The following is a 17,078-nucleotide window of genomic DNA, read 5'->3' on the forward strand; positions in this document are numbered from 1 at the left end:
ATGGCGAAGACCGCCGCGAAAACAGCGCCCGTATTTGAAGGGTTGACCGCATTGATGGAGCGTCATGCAGACGCCCTCTCCAGCCAACTTCAAGCACATCATCTCAAGGTCTTCCCTCCGACCTCCGAGAAGGGAATTCGAACATTTGCGCCATCCGAGGCGTCCAAGCTGCTTGGCGTCGGTGAGTCTTATTTAAGGCAGACTGCTTCGGAAATGCCAGAGCTGAACTTGACCATGAGCCCAGGTGGTCGGCGGACTTTCTCGATCGAAGACATCCATGCAATCCGCAAGCACATGGACCAGGTCGGCCGCGGGAACAGACGCTACCTGCCGCATCGCCGAGACGGTGAGCAGCTTCAGGTTATTTCAGTGATGAATTTTAAAGGCGGGTCGGGTAAGACGACCACCGCCGCGCATCTCGCACAGTATCTGGCCATGCGCGGGTACCGGATTCTGGCAATCGATCTCGATCCTCAGGCAAGCCTTTCCGCCCTCTTCGGTAGTCAGCCAGAAACAGACGTGGGTCCGAACGAAACTCTCTACGGCGCCATCAGGTACGATGAGGAGCAGGTACCGGTCGAGCAAGTGGTCCGAGGGACCTATATTCCCGATCTCCACCTCATCCCCGGTAATCTCGAACTGATGGAATTCGAGCACGACACGCCGCGTGCGCTGATGAAGCGAAAGGAAGGCGATACGCTCTTCTACGGTCGGATCAGTCAAGTCATCGAAGACATCGCGGATAACTATGACGTTGTCGTTATCGATTGTCCTCCCCAGCTAGGCTACCTCACGCTGTCGGCATTGACGGCGGCAACCTCCATCTTGGTCACTGTGCATCCGCAGATGCTGGACGTGATGTCCATGAACCAGTTCCTGGCCATGACATCGAACCTGCTACGCGAAATTGAGAACGCCGGGGCCGAGTTCAAGTTCAATTGGATGCGCTACCTGATAACGCGTTTCGAACCAAGCGATGGACCGCAAAACCAGATGGTAGGTTATCTTCGGTCGATCTTTGGTGAAAATGTTCTCAATTTCCCGATGCTTAAGACGACAGCGGTTTCGGACGCCGGCCTGACCAACCAAACCCTTTTCGAAGTCGAGCGCAGCCAGTTCACGCGCTCGACCTATGATCGAGCCTTGGAAGCCATGAACGCGGTCAACGACGAAATCGAAGGCCTGATTAAAAAAGCATGGGGTAGACCGACATGAGCCGCAAGCACATCCTCGGGGTCTCGACAGACGCACCCGAAACGCCCGCAGCAGAGAGCCGGACGGCAAAGAGCCGCTCCATGCCGCTTCTCGGGGTGGTGAGAAAGGAGCGCGACCCGTCAACGAAGCTGACCGCAAACATTGGCAACGCGCTACGCGAGCAGAACGATCGACTTGGCCGCGCGGAGGAGATTGAGCGGCGGCTTGCTGAGGGCCACGCCGTGGTGGAACTGGACGCTTCGTCCATCGAGCCCTCCTTTGTGCGGGATCGCATGCAGGGGGACATCGACGGACTCCTTGATTCAATCCGCGAGCAAGGGCAGCAGGTCCCGATCCTGGTGAGACCTCATCCCGACCAGCCAGGCCGATATCAGGTGGCCTTTGGCCACCGCCGACTGCGCGCGGTTCTAGATCTTGGCCTTCCTGTAAAGGCAATCGTTCGTGACCTGACGGACGAGCAACTCGTCGTCGCGCAGGGCCAGGAGAACAATGAGCGTGAGGATCTCACCTTCATCGAAAAGGCGCGCTTCGCGCATCGACTGAATAAGCAGTTCTCGCGAGAGATCGTCATTGCCGCAATGTCGATCGATAAAAGCAATCTGTCGAAGATGCTCCTTCTTGTCGACGCCCTCCCCTCCGAACTGATCGATGCCATTGGGGCCGCTCCAGGAGTTGGACGACCCAGCTGGCAACAACTGGCAGAACTGGTCGAGAAGGCAGCTTCGCCGTCGGACGCGATCAAATTTGCGGCCTCAGCAGAGGTGCAGACGCTGCCATCGGCAGACCGCTTCAAGGCGCTGATAGGCCATCTCAAGCCGCGTCGCATCGCGCGCGGGCTTCCGGACGTCATGTCGACCCCCGATGGCGACAGACTTGCGCAGGTGACACAGAGCAAGAGCAAGCTGGAGATTACGATCGACAGGAAAGCCACGCCAGACTTTGCCGCCTTCGTACTCGAACATTTGCCGGCGCTTTATCAGGCACACCGTGCAAAGCATCCACAGAAACAGGGAGACTAACCCGCAAAAGAAAAGAGCCCCCTCAACGTTGCCGTCGTGGAAGCCCTTCTGTCTCTTTAGCACGAACAGAATCGCATTTCCTCGAATCTTCGTCAAGAGTCTTTGGCGCCGTTTTGGTGAGCTGATTTCTTTTGCCTGCTGAAAGGTGAAAGACGATGCAGACAGGAAGTGTGACGACGCCATTCGGGCGGCGGCCGATGACGCTTGCGCTCGTGCGGCGCCAGTCGGCTTCGGCCGATATCAAACAAGGCAAGGCAGCGGATAAGTGGAAAGTCTTCAGAGACGCCTCCGCCGCCATGGAACTACTCGGGATTCAGTCCAATAGCCTCGCGGTTCTTGACGCGCTTTTGAGCTTTTATCCTGAGAATGAGTTGCGCCAAGACGCCCAACTGATTGTCTTCCCCTCGAATGCTCAGCTTGCTTTACGAGCGCATGCGATGGCGGGCGCGACTTTGCGCAGACATATCGCCATCCTGGTGGAAGCAGGCCTAATCGTCCGCAAGGATAGCGCCAATGGAAAGCGCTACGCCCGTAAGGACGGCGAGGGACGCATCGAGAGCGCCTTCGGTTTCGATCTGTCGCCGCTCTTGGCACGGTCCGAAGAGTTGGCGATGAAGGCGCAGCAGGTGATGGCCAACAGAGCGGCGTTCAGGAAGGCCAAGGAGAGCCTGACGATCTGCCGACGCGATGTCCGCAAGCTAATTACGGCCGCGATGGAGGAAGGCGCCGAAGGCGACTGGAAAGCGATCGAGGACATCTATGTAGCGCTTGTGGGCAGAATCCCGCGCGCTCCGACGCTCACCGATGTAACGACGATCCTTGAAGAAATGGAGATGCTGCGCGAGGAGATAGTCAATCGGCTGGAATTTCACGAAAATTCCGAAAATAATAGCACCAATGATGCTCACAATGAGCAGCACATACAGAATTCAAATCCCGAATCCATCCGTGAACTTGAACCTAGCTCTCGAAAAGAGCAGGGAGCGAAGCCGAGCGAAATCCGCCGGCCGAAGAGCGAGCCGCTTAAGGCGTTCCCGTTGGGTGTGGTGTTGAAGGCATGCCCGACGATATCGGACTACGGGCCGGGTGGCGCAATCGGAAACTGGCGAGACTTGATGTCAGCGGCGGTAGTCGTTCGATCGATGCTGAAGGTGAGCCCCTCGGCCTATCAGGAAGCCTGCGATGCCATGGGGCCGGAAAATGCGGCCGCGGCTGTCGCTTGCATCCTGGAGCGCGCAAACTTCATCAACTCGGCTGGCGGCTATCTGCGGGATCTGACAAGGCGCACGGAACGAGGAGAGTTTTCGCTTGGTCCTATGATAATGGCGTTGTTGAGGGCCAACGGGCAGGGGAGTTTGCAAGCTGGGTAGGTTTCAATGAGCCCGAACTCGAAAATTAGATGCGGGTGGAGCGGCCAAGAAAGCATCTGGGCAATTTTCTTGGTGGTCAGCTGACCACAGTCCTAAGCAGCTGAAAATGAACGTATGTTATGGGGGCAGGGTCGTTCCAGCTCTCTGGGTTGGGGGCTGTGGGACGCGTGTGCTGTGTTGAGAACAGGGGGCGGCGCGCCCAATTGGAAGCAGCGGATTGAGAGGACCACGGCGCCGGGAAGGGCTCGACGGCGCACCCGGCGGTGCGATCTGGCCGGAGATCGGCGGTGGAACGCATGCGGCTGTCCGCGACCTCTTGGGCCGAGTTCAGGGATGGCTGCGCCGCTCCAATAGGGCGCCGCTGTTGAAAGGTTTCGTAGATCCATCTGCCCTTGCCAGGCGACGATGGCGCCCCTTTCGCCTTCAGCGATGACAGCGGTATGGGGGGCGGTGATGATGCTTCCTGAAGAAGTCAGCCTCACAGCCGTGCCCCTCAGGGCACAGGGCGCCGAGGGCATCTTTTTTAGTGGTCAGCTGACCACAGCCTTAAACAACTGAAAAACAATCGTTTTTCGAACGTGATTCTGGAAAGAGAGTTTCTTATCTCATGATCCGCGGATCACGTACTTCCGCGAAAAGCCAGCCACGTGAAGCGGTCCATGCAACCCAAATTCCGCTACTGATCGAATTGCTTGGCAAGCCTACGAACCTTGGCAGCAAGGTCCGTCTCGGGGCTTTCCCCTTCAAGACCCTGCGCTTTGTCGAAACTATCGACCTGCAGTTCATGCAAGGCGAAGAAGTCATGGGTGTAGATTGCCTTCTCACTCCCGGCCGTCTTCACGAACACAACGATGTTCTTGGTGTCAACCTGCGCTTCGAGCCGTATCAGGTGCTCGCTGTAGGCGTCGAAATTTGGGTGCACAAAGCGATAGTTATTGCTGTCTTGAAACTTGGTTGAATCGTCCGCGTCTACGACAAAGCCGTCTCCGCTACGCTTGAACTGCATGTTGCACCGCTTGCACGCGGCCGCGAGATTCCAGATCGCATAGCTGAATGGTTTGTAGACCGGCTTTCCCTTGGGAAGGATGTGCTCGCGATCGGTCATGTACGGGCCCGCACCATTTAGGTTCAGGCGGCAATAACAGCAATTTCCGCCATGGCGCGCGAGGTGATAGGCGAGGATCTTGTCCTTCGCGCTTTTGAGCGCCTGCAGTTCGTTCTGGTCCTCGGACTTCCAGTCCCAGGGCTTCTCTATTTCCAAGGCCTTCCCGACCGCCGCAGCTTCCTCCACACTCAGCTGAAAATCGTCAAGCGCCGGCAAATAGCGGTCAACCATCGCTCTTGTTGTCCCCGCGCCGCTGTGCATCGACCTACTCCATCAAGTCTTCAACCGCTTTGAAAAACTTCCGCTGTTTTTCGTCGAAGCTCTTGATCGCCATATCGTTGACGAGCGCAATCGCGCTGTCGCGGGTAATTTCACCGCGTTCTACCCGCGCAACGACACCTACCATCTCCTCGCTCACGAAATGGCTTGCTGGCGTGATCACATCAAAAGCGCGCCAAAGGACGCCTTCCACGTTCGCTGCTGAGTCCTTGGCCTCCTGCAGATCGAGTACGGACGGTTCGCCATCTTGAACTTGAAACACAGAGACAATATCGGGCAAGGCTCCAAGAGCACCAACGACGATCAAAGGCGCGTGGGTCGCGACGACGATCGTGGCGTTGCGGTAAAAGACTGCCGCGACGATCTTCTCGAGATACTCCCGCTGCCAGCGGGGATGTAGGCTGTTCTCTGGCTCGTCAATCAGGATAACCGGTTCCTGGCCGATGGAGCTGATCAAGAACACGAGGGAGGAAATCAGTGCGAGTTCACCCGAACTGGCATTCAGTAGCTCAATGACTTCGCCATCGTGCCTTTCGAGAAAGACCTGGATTCCGCGAATGCGTCCAAGCCGTCGAAGGCTATCCTCGCTTCGGAGGATAGCTCCGAATTCTCGACCCAATGAAAACGACAACGCCGATTCCCCTTGGTGAATCCAGAGAATTTCGGCAGGGTTATGCCGACGCAAGAATGCGACGACTGCGTCGTAGTCGTTTGGATCGAACAGGAAATCTGCTGGGTCTAGATATGCCGTGTACGGGTCCGAATCGACGAGGAACCCGAACCGTGGCCGATAACCGCAGTATTCGAGGATCGCGCCGATCTGGTAAAATCGTGAGTCCGGTTGGTCGATGGTCCTTCCGATCGCGCGCTTGACGATGCTCTTTGGAGACCTGCTGCCTCTGCCGGCCGTGATGCGCTTCAATCCACGCAAGCCGGAAAAGCGATCATGGGCGGTGTTGGAAATGATTGCCAGATCCCGATCACCACGGATCTGGATCGCGAGTTCGCGAAGAAAGCGGCTTTTGCCGGAGCCGTTGGGTCCGACGAGGATGGCAACCTTCTCAGCGACGGGCCTTTGGTTCGCCAGTCCAAGCCGTTGCAAGTTTGAGGAGGCCATTTGATGTCCTGGACGGCACGTTTCGAGTGTGAGGAAGGGCTACGCTACGTAGAGGATCCGAATCAAGCCCTCCGATGAATACCCTATCCGCCATCCTCTTCAATTTCGTCCAGCGCGGTCTTCAGAGCATCCGGGCGGCCTTGCCACTTCGCCGTACCGCACTGTTATAGTAGCTCGACGCCTGCTGGACCGATCGATGCCGCGACTGCTCCATCGCTTCGGGTAGGGGAATGCCTCGGTTCGCAGCCTCCGTGAGGTACCCGGATCGCAGCCCGTGCGCCGAAAACTCCGCCGGCTCCAGCCCGGCCATCCTTACCCGCTGCTTGACGATGTCGTTGACGGCCTTCGGATCGAGCGCCCGGCGGCTGACATTGCCCCAGCGGTCGATCGCCCGAAACACGCTGCCACTTTCGATTTTGCCGGCCGCCAGCCAGGCGTTCAGGGCGACTACCGGTCGGCCGGTCAAATAGACGACTTCGTCCTGATCGGCGCCGGAGGTCTTGGTCCGACCGAGGTGAATCGACAAAGAGGGGAGGAGGCTTCCATCCTCAGCCTCAACCGGGGCTTCGATCGTCAATTGTTCTCTTCGGAGGCCGGCGACTTCGCTGCGGCGACGACCGCCGGATGCGAAGGCGACCATGAGGATCGCCCGATCGCGCAGATCGCGGAGACTGTGTTCGCCGCAGGTTGCCAGCAGCTTCGCCAGCACGTCGCCGGTCACCGCCTTGGCGCTCTTACGAAGGCGTTGTCGCGGCACGGCACGGACGGCGAGGCGAACGGCCGACTTCAGGGCAGGGGAGGCGAAAGCACCTTGAGCGCCGCGCCATCTCGTTAGCGTCGACCAGTTCGCGAGCCGCCGCCGCACCGTGTCCGGCGCATGCGGGCCGGTGGACCTGAGGAAGCCGCCATCCCGCAACGCGTGCTCGACGTCGGCCGGCATGCCGTGCTCGGGATCGGTCTCGCGCTGGCGCGGATTCCAAAGATGATGCACCACGAATTTCAGCAGCAGCGCCTCCGGCGCCGGCCAGGGCAGGGGAGATCCGGTTGCGGCTAACGACCAGGCTTCCAGATAGGCAAGATCGGAGGTCAGCGCGCGCAGCGTGTTTTCGCCCATGCCTTCGTTGACGAGATGCCGCAGTGTCTCGACATCCTGGTCGGTCAATAACTCGGCGAGCTTGTCGCGCCGGTCGATCGGCAGCACCGCGGCGATCGTATCGAGCTGTTCTGCGCGGCGCTCGACCGCCGGCGGCACCGCCGGCTGACCCGGCCGCGCGACCATTAGGCCTGCTCCTTCTGTGGCCGCCACCGCGCGATGATCTGCTCGATCTCGCTCCGGTAGTCATACGGGTAGACGATGTCCTCCTCGCGGGCGAGAAAGGTGAAGATCGTCGCCATGTCCGCACCAATGTGCGGATCGACATTGGCAAGATCGGTGAGATCGAAACCGCCATGCACGTCGGCGTTCCACCAGGCAAGCAGGAAGTTGGCGACGCGCCGGCCTTGGCCGGTGTCCTCGTGGGCGACGTTCAGGAGCTTTTCGAGCGCAAATCTCACCCGGTCATCCATGGCACCCTCTTCCTCGTCCGTGAGTGCAGCGATTGACGACGTTCATCGGGGCAGGCCGTGGTCGTCATGGAGATCATCGTGGTTGGAGGTCGCATCAGCGGGCACGGTGGCGCGTCCCTCGGCAGCCAGCCTCAGGACCTCGTCCATCGTCCCTTCCCCGGCGGCAATCGATGTCAGCGCAGCAATCGGCCGCCTGTGGCGGCAGATCAGGATCTCATCCTGACCTGCCGCCAGGTCAATCAATTCCTCGAGCCGTGCCGAGGCCTCGTCAATCTCAACCAGGAGTTTCATGTTCAACGTCCTCTACCAGACACGTTCGTGCAGCACTGCATCGAATACCAGATCGGTGGAGACGAAAGCGCAATGCTCGAGCCGCGCCTGGGCCGCCAGAATCCGGTCCCAGGGGTCGCGATGCTCCCAATCGAAGGCAGCGGCGAGTTCGGCATGCAGATCGCTGATGGCAAGAGTCTGCAGGCCGCTGGCGGTCACCGCGGCGCGCAGTTCCTGCGGTTTCAGGTCGAGCTTCTTCAGCCGCATCTTGTTGTCGAGTTCGTAGAAGGAGACGGCGCTGACGAGGATCGTGTTGGCCTTGTCCTCGATCAGCGAACGGGCGGTCGCCGAGAGCCGATCGCTGCCGATCGTCCACCAGTAGACGGCATGGCTGTCGAGCAGCACTTTCATGAGCGGTTCTTAGGATCGCTGGACTCGCCCTGCCAGATGCCGGTTTCTTCGGTGAAGTCGCCGGCGTCGATCGCCGCCTGTTCGGCATCGACGTCGTCGAACAGGTCGTCGGGAAGTTGGCGATGACGCAACAGGCCAAACGGTCGCTTGCCGCCATCGGCGGGGCCGATCCGGGCATAGATTTCGTTGCCGCGCATGATGATGATTTCCTCGCCCTGATTGGCGCGTTCGAGCACCTCGGCGAAATTCTTGCGCGCCTCGCTGATCTTGTAGGTCGACTGCGGCATGGACGGCCTCCGAAAGCTGAGATGACCGCTATTATAGCTCAATTGGCAAGGCGTACAAGCAGGCTGTACGCATCACTTTTGATAAGGGTTACTTATCGATGGTTAGAATGCCAACCGATAATCATACCATGTGGCGAACCGTAATATTTAAATAGAGTTCCTTTAGCAAATCATTTACCATAAATTCAATGGCTTACGATCTCACGAAAATCAGCATGAGTGCCCTGATGCAGCCGGCTTTCGACGCCGGCTGTGGCTTTTAGCTTCCGATTTCAATCGAAGCGCTAAGCGAGAAATTCGGCACCGAAATATCCCCTTACGATTTCACTCCGGAGTAGGGGAGGGCTCACCTAAAGCCCTGATGCCTTGGTCAGATTCACGCGGAAGCGATCCCGCCGCCGCTGATATCTGCGGGTCATCTCTGCCGACGCATGACCGAGCTGTTTCTGGACGTAACGCTCGTCGACTTCAGCGGAAGAGGCCAAGCCCGCGCGAAGGGAATGGCCTGAAAACTTGAAGGCGCGTTCAAGTTCGCTGAGATCCCCTCGAACGCCTGCGGCCATCGCGGACCTTTTCACAAGCCGAGCGACTTCCTTGTCGTTCAGCCGCTCTGACCCGACTGCCTTCCCTTGCCCTGTCACACGGCGAAACAGAGGGCCATGAGCCAGCTTGGCGAACTTGATCCAGGTCTCGATTGCGGCGACCGGGCAGGTCGTATCGGCCGAGCCGCGACCGACCTCGACTTCTCGCCATCCGGTTTTGCCGCGCAGCGTAATAAGCATGCCCTTGTCGAGGATCTCGATCCAACCGCGACCGTCCTCAGTCTGGTCGGCCTTCAGGTCGAGGCCGACGATCTCGGAGCGCCGAAGGCCGCCAGCAAAGCCGATGAGCAACATTGCCCGATCGCGCAGGCCGCGCAGGGAGCCGCGATCGAGCGTCTCGACCATGGCTATGATATCCTCAGCCATGACCGCTTCCTTTTGGACAGGTGGCTTGGCGTGGCTGTTGCGTATGCCGGCCATTACGGTTGCGATATGCCTGTCTTTGCGATCGAGCGAGAGACCGCGCTGGGCATAGTTCCAACTGAGGGAGGAGAGGCGTCGCTCAATGGTCGAGACAGAGTTGGCCTTGGTGCTTCGGTCAACCGTGCCGGAAGCACAGGCTGTGATGTATAGCCCGACGGTTTGTGGATTCGGAGGGAGCGGAGCAAGATTGGACCGCCGGCACCAAGCAGCAAAATGCTTCCAGTCGGAGGCATAAGCCTTGCGCGTATTTGCGGAACTGGCCGCTTCAACATAACCCCGGGCGCGATCAGCAAGGCTTGCAAGATGGGCGGGCGTCTGATCCTGAGCAGCGAGGGAGGGGAGGGGACTTTCACCTGACACCTCTGGCGCGGAAACATCGCCGCCCGAGGCTGTGCTGAGAGACGGCGCTGAGGTCTCCTCGACGTCAATTTCGGTGTTCTGCTCGATGATTTGGGCCATTCTCTATATAAAGAGCAAGACGTCCGATAATGCAAGATTATCGGACATAATATTATGCCGACATGCTGTGCGTTTTAAATCAATTATCTGGCCTAAACCGCACAGTCCGGTTATGATCCCTGCATGGATTTTCCGACGCCCGCACTATCGACCCCTCATGTTTGGTTGCCCAGCCTGCCCGTTTGGGCGCTGGCCCGCCGTCGGGAAACGGATGAAGCAAGCGCTGCCTTTGCTGCCGGTATCGCTCTGAAATCAATAGATGATTTGATCCGAGCAGACCTGCCATGGCTCGGCTGCTGGCGCGACCGCCTCGCCCTGAAATCGGCTGAGGTTGCGGCAAAAATGGTTGGTCGCGCTGAGGAAGAAAGTGCCATTCGCGATGCGGTATTGCTCACTGGTGCAGGTGACGATCCAGGTCCTGCCGGAAAGATATTTCTCGCCACACGATTGCTTGTGCGCCGTTCCGGCCCGATTGGGTCACTTGTCGTGAAGGAACTTGCCGATCTTTTGCAGCTTCGATGGGATGACGCCCTTGCTTCGATCCCGGATGAGGTCGATTTCGCGATCCAGTCCGCACGCGCGCCGCCTTTCGTCGCGGCGGATCTGATAGCAACAATTTGCACCGCCCGTGCCGATGCGGAAGTTCTGGCGTTGGGTCTCGCCGATATGGTGTTGGCGCAAAAACTGAAATGGCCCAAACCTGTGCCGCTGCTGCTGCCCGAGCGTTTTGGGCCTGCATTCCGCACGATCGGCGGTAGAGGACGTGTGCGGCCGGGCGAGCCTGCTTATTCGAGGGCGATCTGCCTGGCAGTGGTCGCGGGCGTGGAGGCGGCGTTACGTTCGGGTACCGACATTGATCGCCGCGCGGCACGGTTGATAGCTGCAGCGCCGAAGGTGCGGACCAAGGGGGCCAATGCGGTTATTCAAAAGCTCCTCAGCGAGGACGCTGTTTCGGCATCTGCGCCGGGTAGTCATCTGTCACGCTGGGCAGCCACTCGTCTGTTCGATCGATTGGAGAGTTTTGACGCGGTCCACGAGCTATCAGGTCGTCCGTCATTCCGAATATTTGGGTTGTGACAATGAGCAAGTCTCCAGCAGCCAAATCCGTAAGGCGACCATCACGAAATCGGCAGCAAGACGTCCTGTATGATCGCGAGTTGGAGGATCTGCCGCCTGAGCTGCGCTGGCGGGAGTGGATGCTGCGGGTTGAAGCGGTTATTTTTGCCTCAACTGAGCCGGTGAGCCGTGAGTTTCTTGCGCGGGTGGTTGGTTCAGACTGCAGCATCGACCTGGTGATTGACGATCTTGTCGAGGAGTTGCAGGACCGTCCCTACGAGCTGGTGTCGGTGGCTGGCGGATGGCAGCACCGCACCCGACCGCGGTTCGCCGAGACTATCCGCGTCTCGACCGCCCCGACACAGTCCATAGCGGCGTCGCTTTCTGAAACCGAGGCGATGGTCGTGACTGCCATCGGATACTTTCAACCCGCCACCCGGGCAGAGCTGTCGGAGATTTTTGGCAGAGAGATTAGCCGTGACACGATCGCCGGGCTGCGGGATGCCGGCTTTATCGTTTCGGGGCCTAGGAGCCCGACACCCGGTGCGCCGTATACATATGTAACAACAAAACTGTTTTTGTCCGTATTCGGATTTGAAACTCTTCGTGATCTTCCAAATATCGAGGCACTGGAGGATGCAGGGCTTCTGAGCAGGCGAACTGTGGCAAAGGCTGGTAATGATGCAAAAGCCGATATTGGCTACGGTGACGATGACGATTAACAAGCCGGCTGTAGATACTTAATTCTCCGCTGCACTTAACTTGACACTGAGAGCATCCGTTCGGAGCTGAGCTGTCATGGGTGACGTGGTGTCGGTAACACACTGTTGTGTTGTTAAGCTGTCCAGATGACTGTGACATGTAGGCAATTGGTCGGTTGCGGCTTGCCGCCGGTTATCCCTAGTCTACGGGCAAACCCGTCCACAACATTCTGATCGCCACGTTGTTTCGTGACGCAGCTTGATCGGCGCCGTCAGTATTAATACAGAGTTCCACCGCCATCAACCGACCGATAGTCGAATAAAGAGATCTCACATACGCGACGCCGCAAGCTGCGCAATCTTGACGGTCGCGTCGTAACCGACGCCATTGGACATGATGGTGATGCTGTCTTTGCCCTTGAACGTGTACACCGAGTAAAAATTCATAGGATTTTCGGTGATCTTCAACCCCCAGGCACTATCTCCTAACGCAGGAATCTCCACGAGTTCCCCCGGCTTGTTTTCGGCCTTCATGATTTCGATACCCTGATCGAAATAAGCCCGCTCCGCTCCAGCGGGGATACCAAGGCTTTCGCCCTTGAAATACATGACCTTTACATAAGTACCCGATCTGCTGCCCTCCCAGGAACAAAGACCGTTGTTCGTTTCCCGGACACGTGCCGGAGCGCCAACGAACTGCTCCATATCGGCCGCAGGCACCTTCAGGCAAGCCGGCTCGTTGGGATTGACCGACACTCCTGGTGCTTTTGCTCCGTCCGCCGCTATGGCCGTGGTGGCTATGCTCAAACCCAATAATGCTAGTCCGGCATGTTTGCGCATAGCTCATCTTTCGGCTTCAACTTTAACTTGAATGGCGGATATTTACTCGCGATGGCTAATTTTTAGGCTATTCTATCAAGTTATTTATAATTCATAAACAGATTGACCCTAGATTTAACGGGTGCGCCCATGATTGTCCAATCCTCGGCGAGTTGAGGATGGGGATCCTCAGCGAAGCATCATTCTGCCAGACAGCCCCGAACAGTTGCCGAATTATCCAGAGACGTGCGTCTCTATTGCCTGGTTGAGGATGTAATGACTATCCGTGTGAAACTGCTTGCCTGCATCTCGGTGCTCACCGCTACAATTATGATGATTGCTGCCTTTTCCTTCTACGCGATGGAAGAAGAAGCGAAAATTGCTGACTCCATCGTGGTTGATCGCGTCGAACCGATGGAACATTTGAAAATCATCGGTGATCGCTATGCGGTCAACATTGTCGATACCGTTCACAAGACCCGTTCCGGGGTCCTGTCGCCGATGCAGGGGACAGCGAATGTTCAGTCCGCACTGACTGATGTGAACGATCATTGGAAGGCGTACACAGGTACCACCCTGACAAGTGAAGAAAAGGAGCTTGCCGATCACTTCGAAGAAGCGCGCCGGAAGGCAGACGTCCACGTCCAAAAGCTTCTCGGTATCCTCACGTCGAAAGATGCTTCTGCGCTCGCCAGCTTCGCAGACAAAGAACTTTATCCGGCAATCGATCCTCTGGGTGGAGATATAGCCAAGCTAGTCGAGGTACAGATCCGTGTTGCCAAGGAAAAGCTGGCGGAAGGCAATGCCCTGAAGTCTATGCTGACAACCTTGATGATAGCGCTGATAGCAATGGCTGCCGCCGTTTCCACCTTTTCGATCTGGACTGTCATTGCCGGCGTTATCCGTCCTGTAAACGCCATTACTGGCGCGATGGACGCCCTAGCAAAGGGCAATCTCGACGTCACCATTTATGGCGAAGGACGCTCTGACGAAATTGGTACCATGGCGTCCACGGTCGGTGTTTTCCGCGATAACGCACGTGATAGGGTTCGGCTTGAACAGGAAGCCGCAGCCAACCGTTCGCTTTCCGAGCAGGAGCGTGCTGACCGTGAACGCCTGCAGGCACAGGAGGCGTCGGAAGTTCGCTTTGCAGTCGATAGCATCGGCAGTGCGCTAGGCCGTCTCTCTGAAGGCAAGTTGAACTACAGGATTACCGAAACCTTTGCAGACCGGCTTGATCAGGTCCGTCTCGACTTCAATGATGCCGTCGCAAAGCTCGAAGACGCCATGCGGCGCGTCGGCCAGAATGCCCAGGCAATTGCAGCCGGGTCCAATCAGATCCGTGCGGCGGCCGACGATCTCTCGAAGCGGACGGAACAACAGGCAGCATCGGTCGAGCAAACAGCAGCGGCACTGGAGCAGATCACGACGACGGTCACCGACTCAAGCAGGCGTGCCGAAGAGGCCGGCAACATGGTCCAGCAGACGCGCCAATCGGCGGAGCACTCAGGTGCGGTGGTCAGCAGAGCTGTCACCGCGATGCACGAGATCGAGACTTCGTCGAATGAGATTTCCAACATCATCGGTGTCATCGACGAGATCGCCTTCCAGACCAATCTACTTGCACTGAATGCCGGCGTAGAAGCCGCCAGGGCGGGCGAGGCGGGCAAAGGCTTTGCCGTCGTTGCACAGGAAGTGCGCGAACTCGCGCAGCGTTCTGCAAAAGCTGCAAAAGAGATCAAGGCGCTGATTGGCAAATCGGGAGTACAGGTCAAGAATGGCGTCGAACTGGTGACGGAAACCGGCAAAGCTCTGGAACAGATCGTCGCGCAAGTTCAGGGTGTCAGCACCAATGTCACGGCGATTGTCGAAGGCGCTAAGGAGCAGGCGACGGGACTGCGGGAAATCAACACTGCCGTCAACACCATGGACCAGGGCACTCAGCAGAATGCCGCCATGGTCGAGGAATCGACGGCGGCAAGCCATTCGCTGGCCAGGGAAGCGGAGGCACTATTCCAACTGATCGCCAGTTTCGAGATTGGTTCAACCCATGCAGCCACCGGTCCTCGCAGAGAAATGGATAGAGCGTCTGCGCCGTCTCCGGCAAGACGTCTGATGGCACGCGTTTCTAACGCCGTGCGTGGCAACACCGCTGCGAAGGTCGATAGCTGGGAAGAGTTTTAAAAATCTGAACTGATACCTGTATCCCCACTCTATTGACGCAGCTTCCGCCTAATCTTGTCGAAACGGTTAGGCGGAAGGCTTCAAGCTCGACGTCTACATCTCGTTCGCGCGCGAGTACGTCGCCAAAATTCCTGACAATGTTCAGCCGTTGATTTCAAAAAGATCATCTGGAATATCTTCGTGAATTCCAGAAAATTGCCGAGATCGATTCCATCGCCCGTTTCAAAGATGCTCCCGAGGCACAGGCTTTGAAGTGAATTTTCAACATTGGCAACGGACGATCGCGGTTGCATCTCTCCTGCACAACGGCGACGTCACCGAAACCCGTCTCATTTGCTGAGCGGTTGCAAGGAAGTGCGAAAGATCGACAAATGGTCGGCTACCGCCAACCGCCGACCGCCCCGGTTGACGGGCGAGCGCATCCGTGAGCAGTCGGATTAGGACATTATTGCCACCATCTTTCGCGATTGGCGATCCGAGAGCCCGACCAACCCCATGAACATGCCGCCTGACTGTGCCGTCTTCGTATGGGTGGCATACAAGTTGCTCGTAGCATCGTGCACGAAATGACGCGGACAAACCAGTCAACAACTTTCGCTGATGGACGCCGGTCAATTGAGGGATGTCCATTAACCGCCGGACGAGCAGATTGTCGATCGGGGATCCGGCAATGAAACCGCTGCCAAAGATTTCATGGATGCATTGGTCAAGCTTTATCACCGCCGGGCATAGGTAGATGGTCGAGGCACGACGGAAGTCGTGACCACACCGGGCACAATAGTGGTGCGGTTTGAGTTCGCTCTGATCAAAGGCTGCCACGGGCTGATTGCAGGAGGTGCATCGATCTCGCAACCTGTTGCTATGCTTTTCGCAGGTAAGTCGTGTTGCCAGCCGCCACTCTCGCCGAAAGTATGGGTGCGCATCAGTAGCCAGGCATCGCGGGCAGAATTGTAGCCATGTCGACCCCTGCCGTCGGTGAAGGTTTCGGAGGGGTAAAAAAAGCTGCCTTGTTTGATTGTCCGGCAGTGTCATAGCGGTTAGCTGTTCAGGTGTGATATCCGCATACGTCTGCAGCTGTTTTGCCAAGGTGATGGAAAGCTTTAGATCAAGCCTGGCGGACCACATTCCAGGTGTGAGCCCCAGTACTCGGGCGAAAGAGCGCCCTGGTACACCGTTGGCATAGGCAAGCCTGTGTAGCCAGCTCGACAATAGCTCGTCTGGCTGTGGCATGAAAGTGATGGGCCACCGTGTGGAAATTGTATCCAGGTAGCGCTCTTGGATGTCGATGAGTGGTGCGTCGATTTCTATGCGGGTCATATCAAACACCTGCGCAACGCCGCATTGCGCCGATGCGAAATGGGGGTGTAGCCAAGCTCATCGATACCGGTTTTGGTAATGCGTTCCGCTCCAGAACGAAGCGCCCCCACGGCAGCTTTGGTCACAACGGAGACAATCTCTCCGATCAAACCTTCCGATAGGCTGAAAATTCGTTGAGCCAATGTTTCATCCGATAGATCGGAGGCCTTCGCGAGAGGCAAAGCCGCTTCGAGGCTGTCGAGGAGGGTCAGGTAGCTTTCGTCATATTGCCACCTCGGGATTGCAACGAGGTCAAAGCGAGTTGCCATCTCGCTAGTCGCGTTGACAAAATCGTAGATGGCGACTTCGCCGATGAGGACAGGCGAGATATCATACTGCCGGCCGATCCGGCGGAGAAAGGCAAACACCCCTTCGACGTCGCGGGACCGTCCCCGTAGAGCATTGTGGAACTCGTCAAATATCAACACCCTGGGTTTGATGCTCTCCAGCAGGTGATCCAACTGCTCCGCCTTCCGGCTAACATTCCATATATCGCCACCAGGCGCATGAAACGCCTGAAGAATACTGCCATAGAAATGGCCAAGTCCTGCTCCTTCACGTGTCTGAACAATCCAAACTCGTTGGTTCGGCGATGCCCGAAGGTGCTCCACCGCGAACCGCTCCGCGATCATGGTCTTCCCATTTGCATAGGGGCCTATGAGCATTAGCCCTTGGGTCCGCAGTGACACAGGTCGGGCCAGCAAGTCAGCCAGTCGTTGTTGGGTGTCCTTCGCGATTTGATGGCCAATCCACCTCGGCGCCCGCATATAGGCTACGCGTTCGTCATCTCCGAGGTCGAGAATGGGACGTACGTGGTCAAATAAATGATCAGACATGCC

At 57.5% G+C, this 17,078-nt stretch carries 17 protein-coding genes; 6 read left to right on the forward strand and 11 right to left on the reverse strand.

Annotation, left to right across the window (positions count from 1 at the left end):
- The 3 genes from repA to repC all read left to right on the forward strand — a co-directional run.
- Positions 1–1,215, forward strand: a 1,215-nt coding sequence (repA, locus tag ACVTFQ_RS31540; RefSeq protein ID WP_064334742.1) for a plasmid partitioning protein RepA, incomplete at its 5' end; no start/stop codon positions are given.
- Entirely contained in the window at positions 1,212–2,234 is a 1,023-nt protein-coding gene (repB, locus tag ACVTFQ_RS31545) for a plasmid partitioning protein RepB (RefSeq protein WP_064334703.1), read from the forward strand. The genes repA and repB, both read left to right, overlap by 4 nt.
- Before the next feature lie 155 nt (positions 2,235–2,389).
- A complete protein-coding gene (gene repC / locus ACVTFQ_RS31550) occupies positions 2,390–3,604 on the forward strand; it encodes a plasmid replication protein RepC (protein ID WP_142843340.1) in 1,215 nt (404 codons plus the stop codon).
- Between the two features lie 676 nt (positions 3,605–4,280).
- On the opposite strand, the gene ACVTFQ_RS31555 is transcribed toward repC, so the two are convergent.
- The 8 genes from ACVTFQ_RS31555 to ACVTFQ_RS31590 all read right to left on the reverse strand — a co-directional run bounded on the left by ACVTFQ_RS31555 (position 4,281) and on the right by ACVTFQ_RS31590 (position 10,123).
- A complete protein-coding gene (locus ACVTFQ_RS31555; protein WP_237681480.1) occupies positions 4,281–4,970 on the reverse strand; it encodes an HNH endonuclease in 690 nt (229 codons plus the stop codon).
- Positions 4,971–4,974: 4 nt separating this feature from the next.
- Positions 4,975–6,105, reverse strand: coding sequence for an AAA family ATPase (locus ACVTFQ_RS31560; RefSeq protein ID WP_142843341.1), 1,131 nt, complete (start codon positions 6,103–6,105; stop codon positions 4,975–4,977).
- Between the two features lie 121 nt (positions 6,106–6,226).
- The gene (locus ACVTFQ_RS31565) at positions 6,227–7,384 is read right to left on the reverse strand and encodes a site-specific integrase (RefSeq protein ID WP_142913679.1); all 1,158 of its coding nucleotides are present in this window, start codon (positions 7,382–7,384) and stop codon (positions 6,227–6,229) included.
- Positions 7,384–7,671, reverse strand: a complete 288-nt coding sequence (locus tag ACVTFQ_RS31570) for a DUF7673 family protein (protein WP_142843342.1) — start codon at positions 7,669–7,671, stop codon at positions 7,384–7,386. The genes ACVTFQ_RS31565 and ACVTFQ_RS31570 overlap by 1 nt, the downstream gene beginning before the upstream one ends.
- Before the next feature lie 42 nt (positions 7,672–7,713).
- Positions 7,714–7,962 (reverse strand): type II toxin-antitoxin system Phd/YefM family antitoxin, encoded by a 249-nt coding sequence (locus ACVTFQ_RS31575; protein WP_142843343.1) that lies wholly within the window; start codon positions 7,960–7,962, stop codon positions 7,714–7,716.
- Positions 7,963–7,974: 12 nt separating this feature from the next.
- Entirely contained in the window at positions 7,975–8,352 is a 378-nt protein-coding gene (locus ACVTFQ_RS31580; RefSeq protein WP_142843344.1) for a type II toxin-antitoxin system VapC family toxin, read from the reverse strand.
- On the reverse strand, positions 8,349–8,639 hold the full coding sequence (locus tag ACVTFQ_RS31585) for a type II toxin-antitoxin system Phd/YefM family antitoxin (RefSeq protein ID WP_142843345.1): 291 nt from the start codon (positions 8,637–8,639) through the stop codon (positions 8,349–8,351). The genes ACVTFQ_RS31580 and ACVTFQ_RS31585 overlap by 4 nt, the downstream gene beginning before the upstream one ends.
- 350 nt (positions 8,640–8,989) lie before the next feature.
- Positions 8,990–10,123 (reverse strand): site-specific integrase, encoded by a 1,134-nt coding sequence (locus tag ACVTFQ_RS31590; RefSeq protein WP_077472599.1) that lies wholly within the window; start codon positions 10,121–10,123, stop codon positions 8,990–8,992.
- A gap of 123 nt (positions 10,124–10,246) precedes the next feature.
- Here ACVTFQ_RS31590 and ACVTFQ_RS31595 point away from each other — a divergent pair, with 123 nt between their 5' ends.
- Positions 10,247–11,200, forward strand: coding sequence for a DUF1403 family protein (locus tag ACVTFQ_RS31595; RefSeq protein ID WP_470424648.1), 954 nt, complete (start codon positions 10,247–10,249; stop codon positions 11,198–11,200).
- A gap of 2 nt (positions 11,201–11,202) precedes the next feature.
- Entirely contained in the window at positions 11,203–11,901 is a 699-nt protein-coding gene (scpB, locus tag ACVTFQ_RS31600; RefSeq protein WP_077472601.1) for an SMC-Scp complex subunit ScpB, read from the forward strand.
- 309 nt (positions 11,902–12,210) lie between these two features.
- Here scpB and ACVTFQ_RS31605 read toward each other — a convergent pair whose 3' ends face one another.
- Complete coding sequence (locus ACVTFQ_RS31605) at positions 12,211–12,720, reverse strand: hypothetical protein (RefSeq protein ID WP_077472602.1); 510 nt, start codon at positions 12,718–12,720, stop codon at positions 12,211–12,213.
- Positions 12,721–12,975: 255 nt separating this feature from the next.
- On the opposite strand from ACVTFQ_RS31605, the gene ACVTFQ_RS31610 reads away from it, so the two are divergent.
- Positions 12,976–14,883: a HAMP domain-containing methyl-accepting chemotaxis protein gene (locus ACVTFQ_RS31610; protein WP_269703678.1), complete on the forward strand. Its 1,908-nt coding sequence runs from the start codon at positions 12,976–12,978 to the stop codon at positions 14,881–14,883.
- A 261-nt stretch (positions 14,884–15,144) separates the two neighbouring features.
- Here ACVTFQ_RS31610 and ACVTFQ_RS31615 read toward each other — a convergent pair whose 3' ends face one another.
- Positions 15,145–16,200 carry a TniQ family protein gene (locus ACVTFQ_RS31615; RefSeq protein WP_077472604.1) on the reverse strand — a complete coding sequence of 352 codons (1,056 nt, stop codon included), beginning with the start codon at positions 16,198–16,200 and terminating at the stop codon, positions 15,145–15,147.
- A complete protein-coding gene (locus ACVTFQ_RS31620) occupies positions 16,197–17,075 on the reverse strand; it encodes a TniB family NTP-binding protein (protein ID WP_269703680.1) in 879 nt (292 codons plus the stop codon). The genes ACVTFQ_RS31615 and ACVTFQ_RS31620 overlap by 4 nt, the downstream gene beginning before the upstream one ends.
- Positions 17,076–17,078 lie beyond the last annotated feature (3 nt).

The organism is Rhizobium sp. O111 (assembly GCF_055616315.1).

Excerpts from the sequence above, each read along its gene's own strand:
- ACVTFQ_RS31575 (WP_142843343.1), bottom strand. The coding sequence starts at position 7,962 with ATGAAACTCCTGGTTGAGATTGACGAGGCCTCGGCACGGCTCGAGGAA.
- ACVTFQ_RS31555 (WP_237681480.1), bottom strand. The coding sequence starts at position 4,970 with ATGCACAGCGGCGCGGGGACAACAAGAGCGATGGTTGACCGCTATTTG.
- repC (WP_142843340.1), top strand. The coding sequence starts at position 2,390 with ATGCAGACAGGAAGTGTGACGACGCCATTCGGGCGGCGGCCGATGACG.
- ACVTFQ_RS31585 (WP_142843345.1), bottom strand. The coding sequence starts at position 8,639 with ATGCCGCAGTCGACCTACAAGATCAGCGAGGCGCGCAAGAATTTCGCC.
- ACVTFQ_RS31620 (WP_269703680.1), bottom strand. The coding sequence starts at position 17,075 with ATGTCTGATCATTTATTTGACCACGTACGTCCCATTCTCGACCTCGGA.
- ACVTFQ_RS31610 (WP_269703678.1), top strand. The coding sequence starts at position 12,976 with ATGACTATCCGTGTGAAACTGCTTGCCTGCATCTCGGTGCTCACCGCT.
- ACVTFQ_RS31580 (WP_142843344.1), bottom strand. The coding sequence starts at position 8,352 with ATGAAAGTGCTGCTCGACAGCCATGCCGTCTACTGGTGGACGATCGGC.
- scpB (WP_077472601.1), top strand. The coding sequence starts at position 11,203 with ATGAGCAAGTCTCCAGCAGCCAAATCCGTAAGGCGACCATCACGAAAT.
- ACVTFQ_RS31590 (WP_077472599.1), bottom strand. The coding sequence starts at position 10,123 with ATGGCCCAAATCATCGAGCAGAACACCGAAATTGACGTCGAGGAGACC.
- ACVTFQ_RS31605 (WP_077472602.1), bottom strand. The coding sequence starts at position 12,720 with ATGCGCAAACATGCCGGACTAGCATTATTGGGTTTGAGCATAGCCACC.
- ACVTFQ_RS31570 (WP_142843342.1), bottom strand. The coding sequence starts at position 7,671 with ATGGATGACCGGGTGAGATTTGCGCTCGAAAAGCTCCTGAACGTCGCC.
- ACVTFQ_RS31565 (WP_142913679.1), bottom strand. The coding sequence starts at position 7,384 with ATGGTCGCGCGGCCGGGTCAGCCGGCGGTGCCGCCGGCGGTCGAGCGC.
- ACVTFQ_RS31615 (WP_077472604.1), bottom strand. The coding sequence starts at position 16,200 with ATGACCCGCATAGAAATCGACGCACCACTCATCGACATCCAAGAGCGC.
- ACVTFQ_RS31595 (WP_470424648.1), top strand. The coding sequence starts at position 10,247 with ATGGATTTTCCGACGCCCGCACTATCGACCCCTCATGTTTGGTTGCCC.
- ACVTFQ_RS31560 (WP_142843341.1), bottom strand. The coding sequence starts at position 6,105 with ATGGCCTCCTCAAACTTGCAACGGCTTGGACTGGCGAACCAAAGGCCC.
- repB (WP_064334703.1), top strand. The coding sequence starts at position 1,212 with ATGAGCCGCAAGCACATCCTCGGGGTCTCGACAGACGCACCCGAAACG.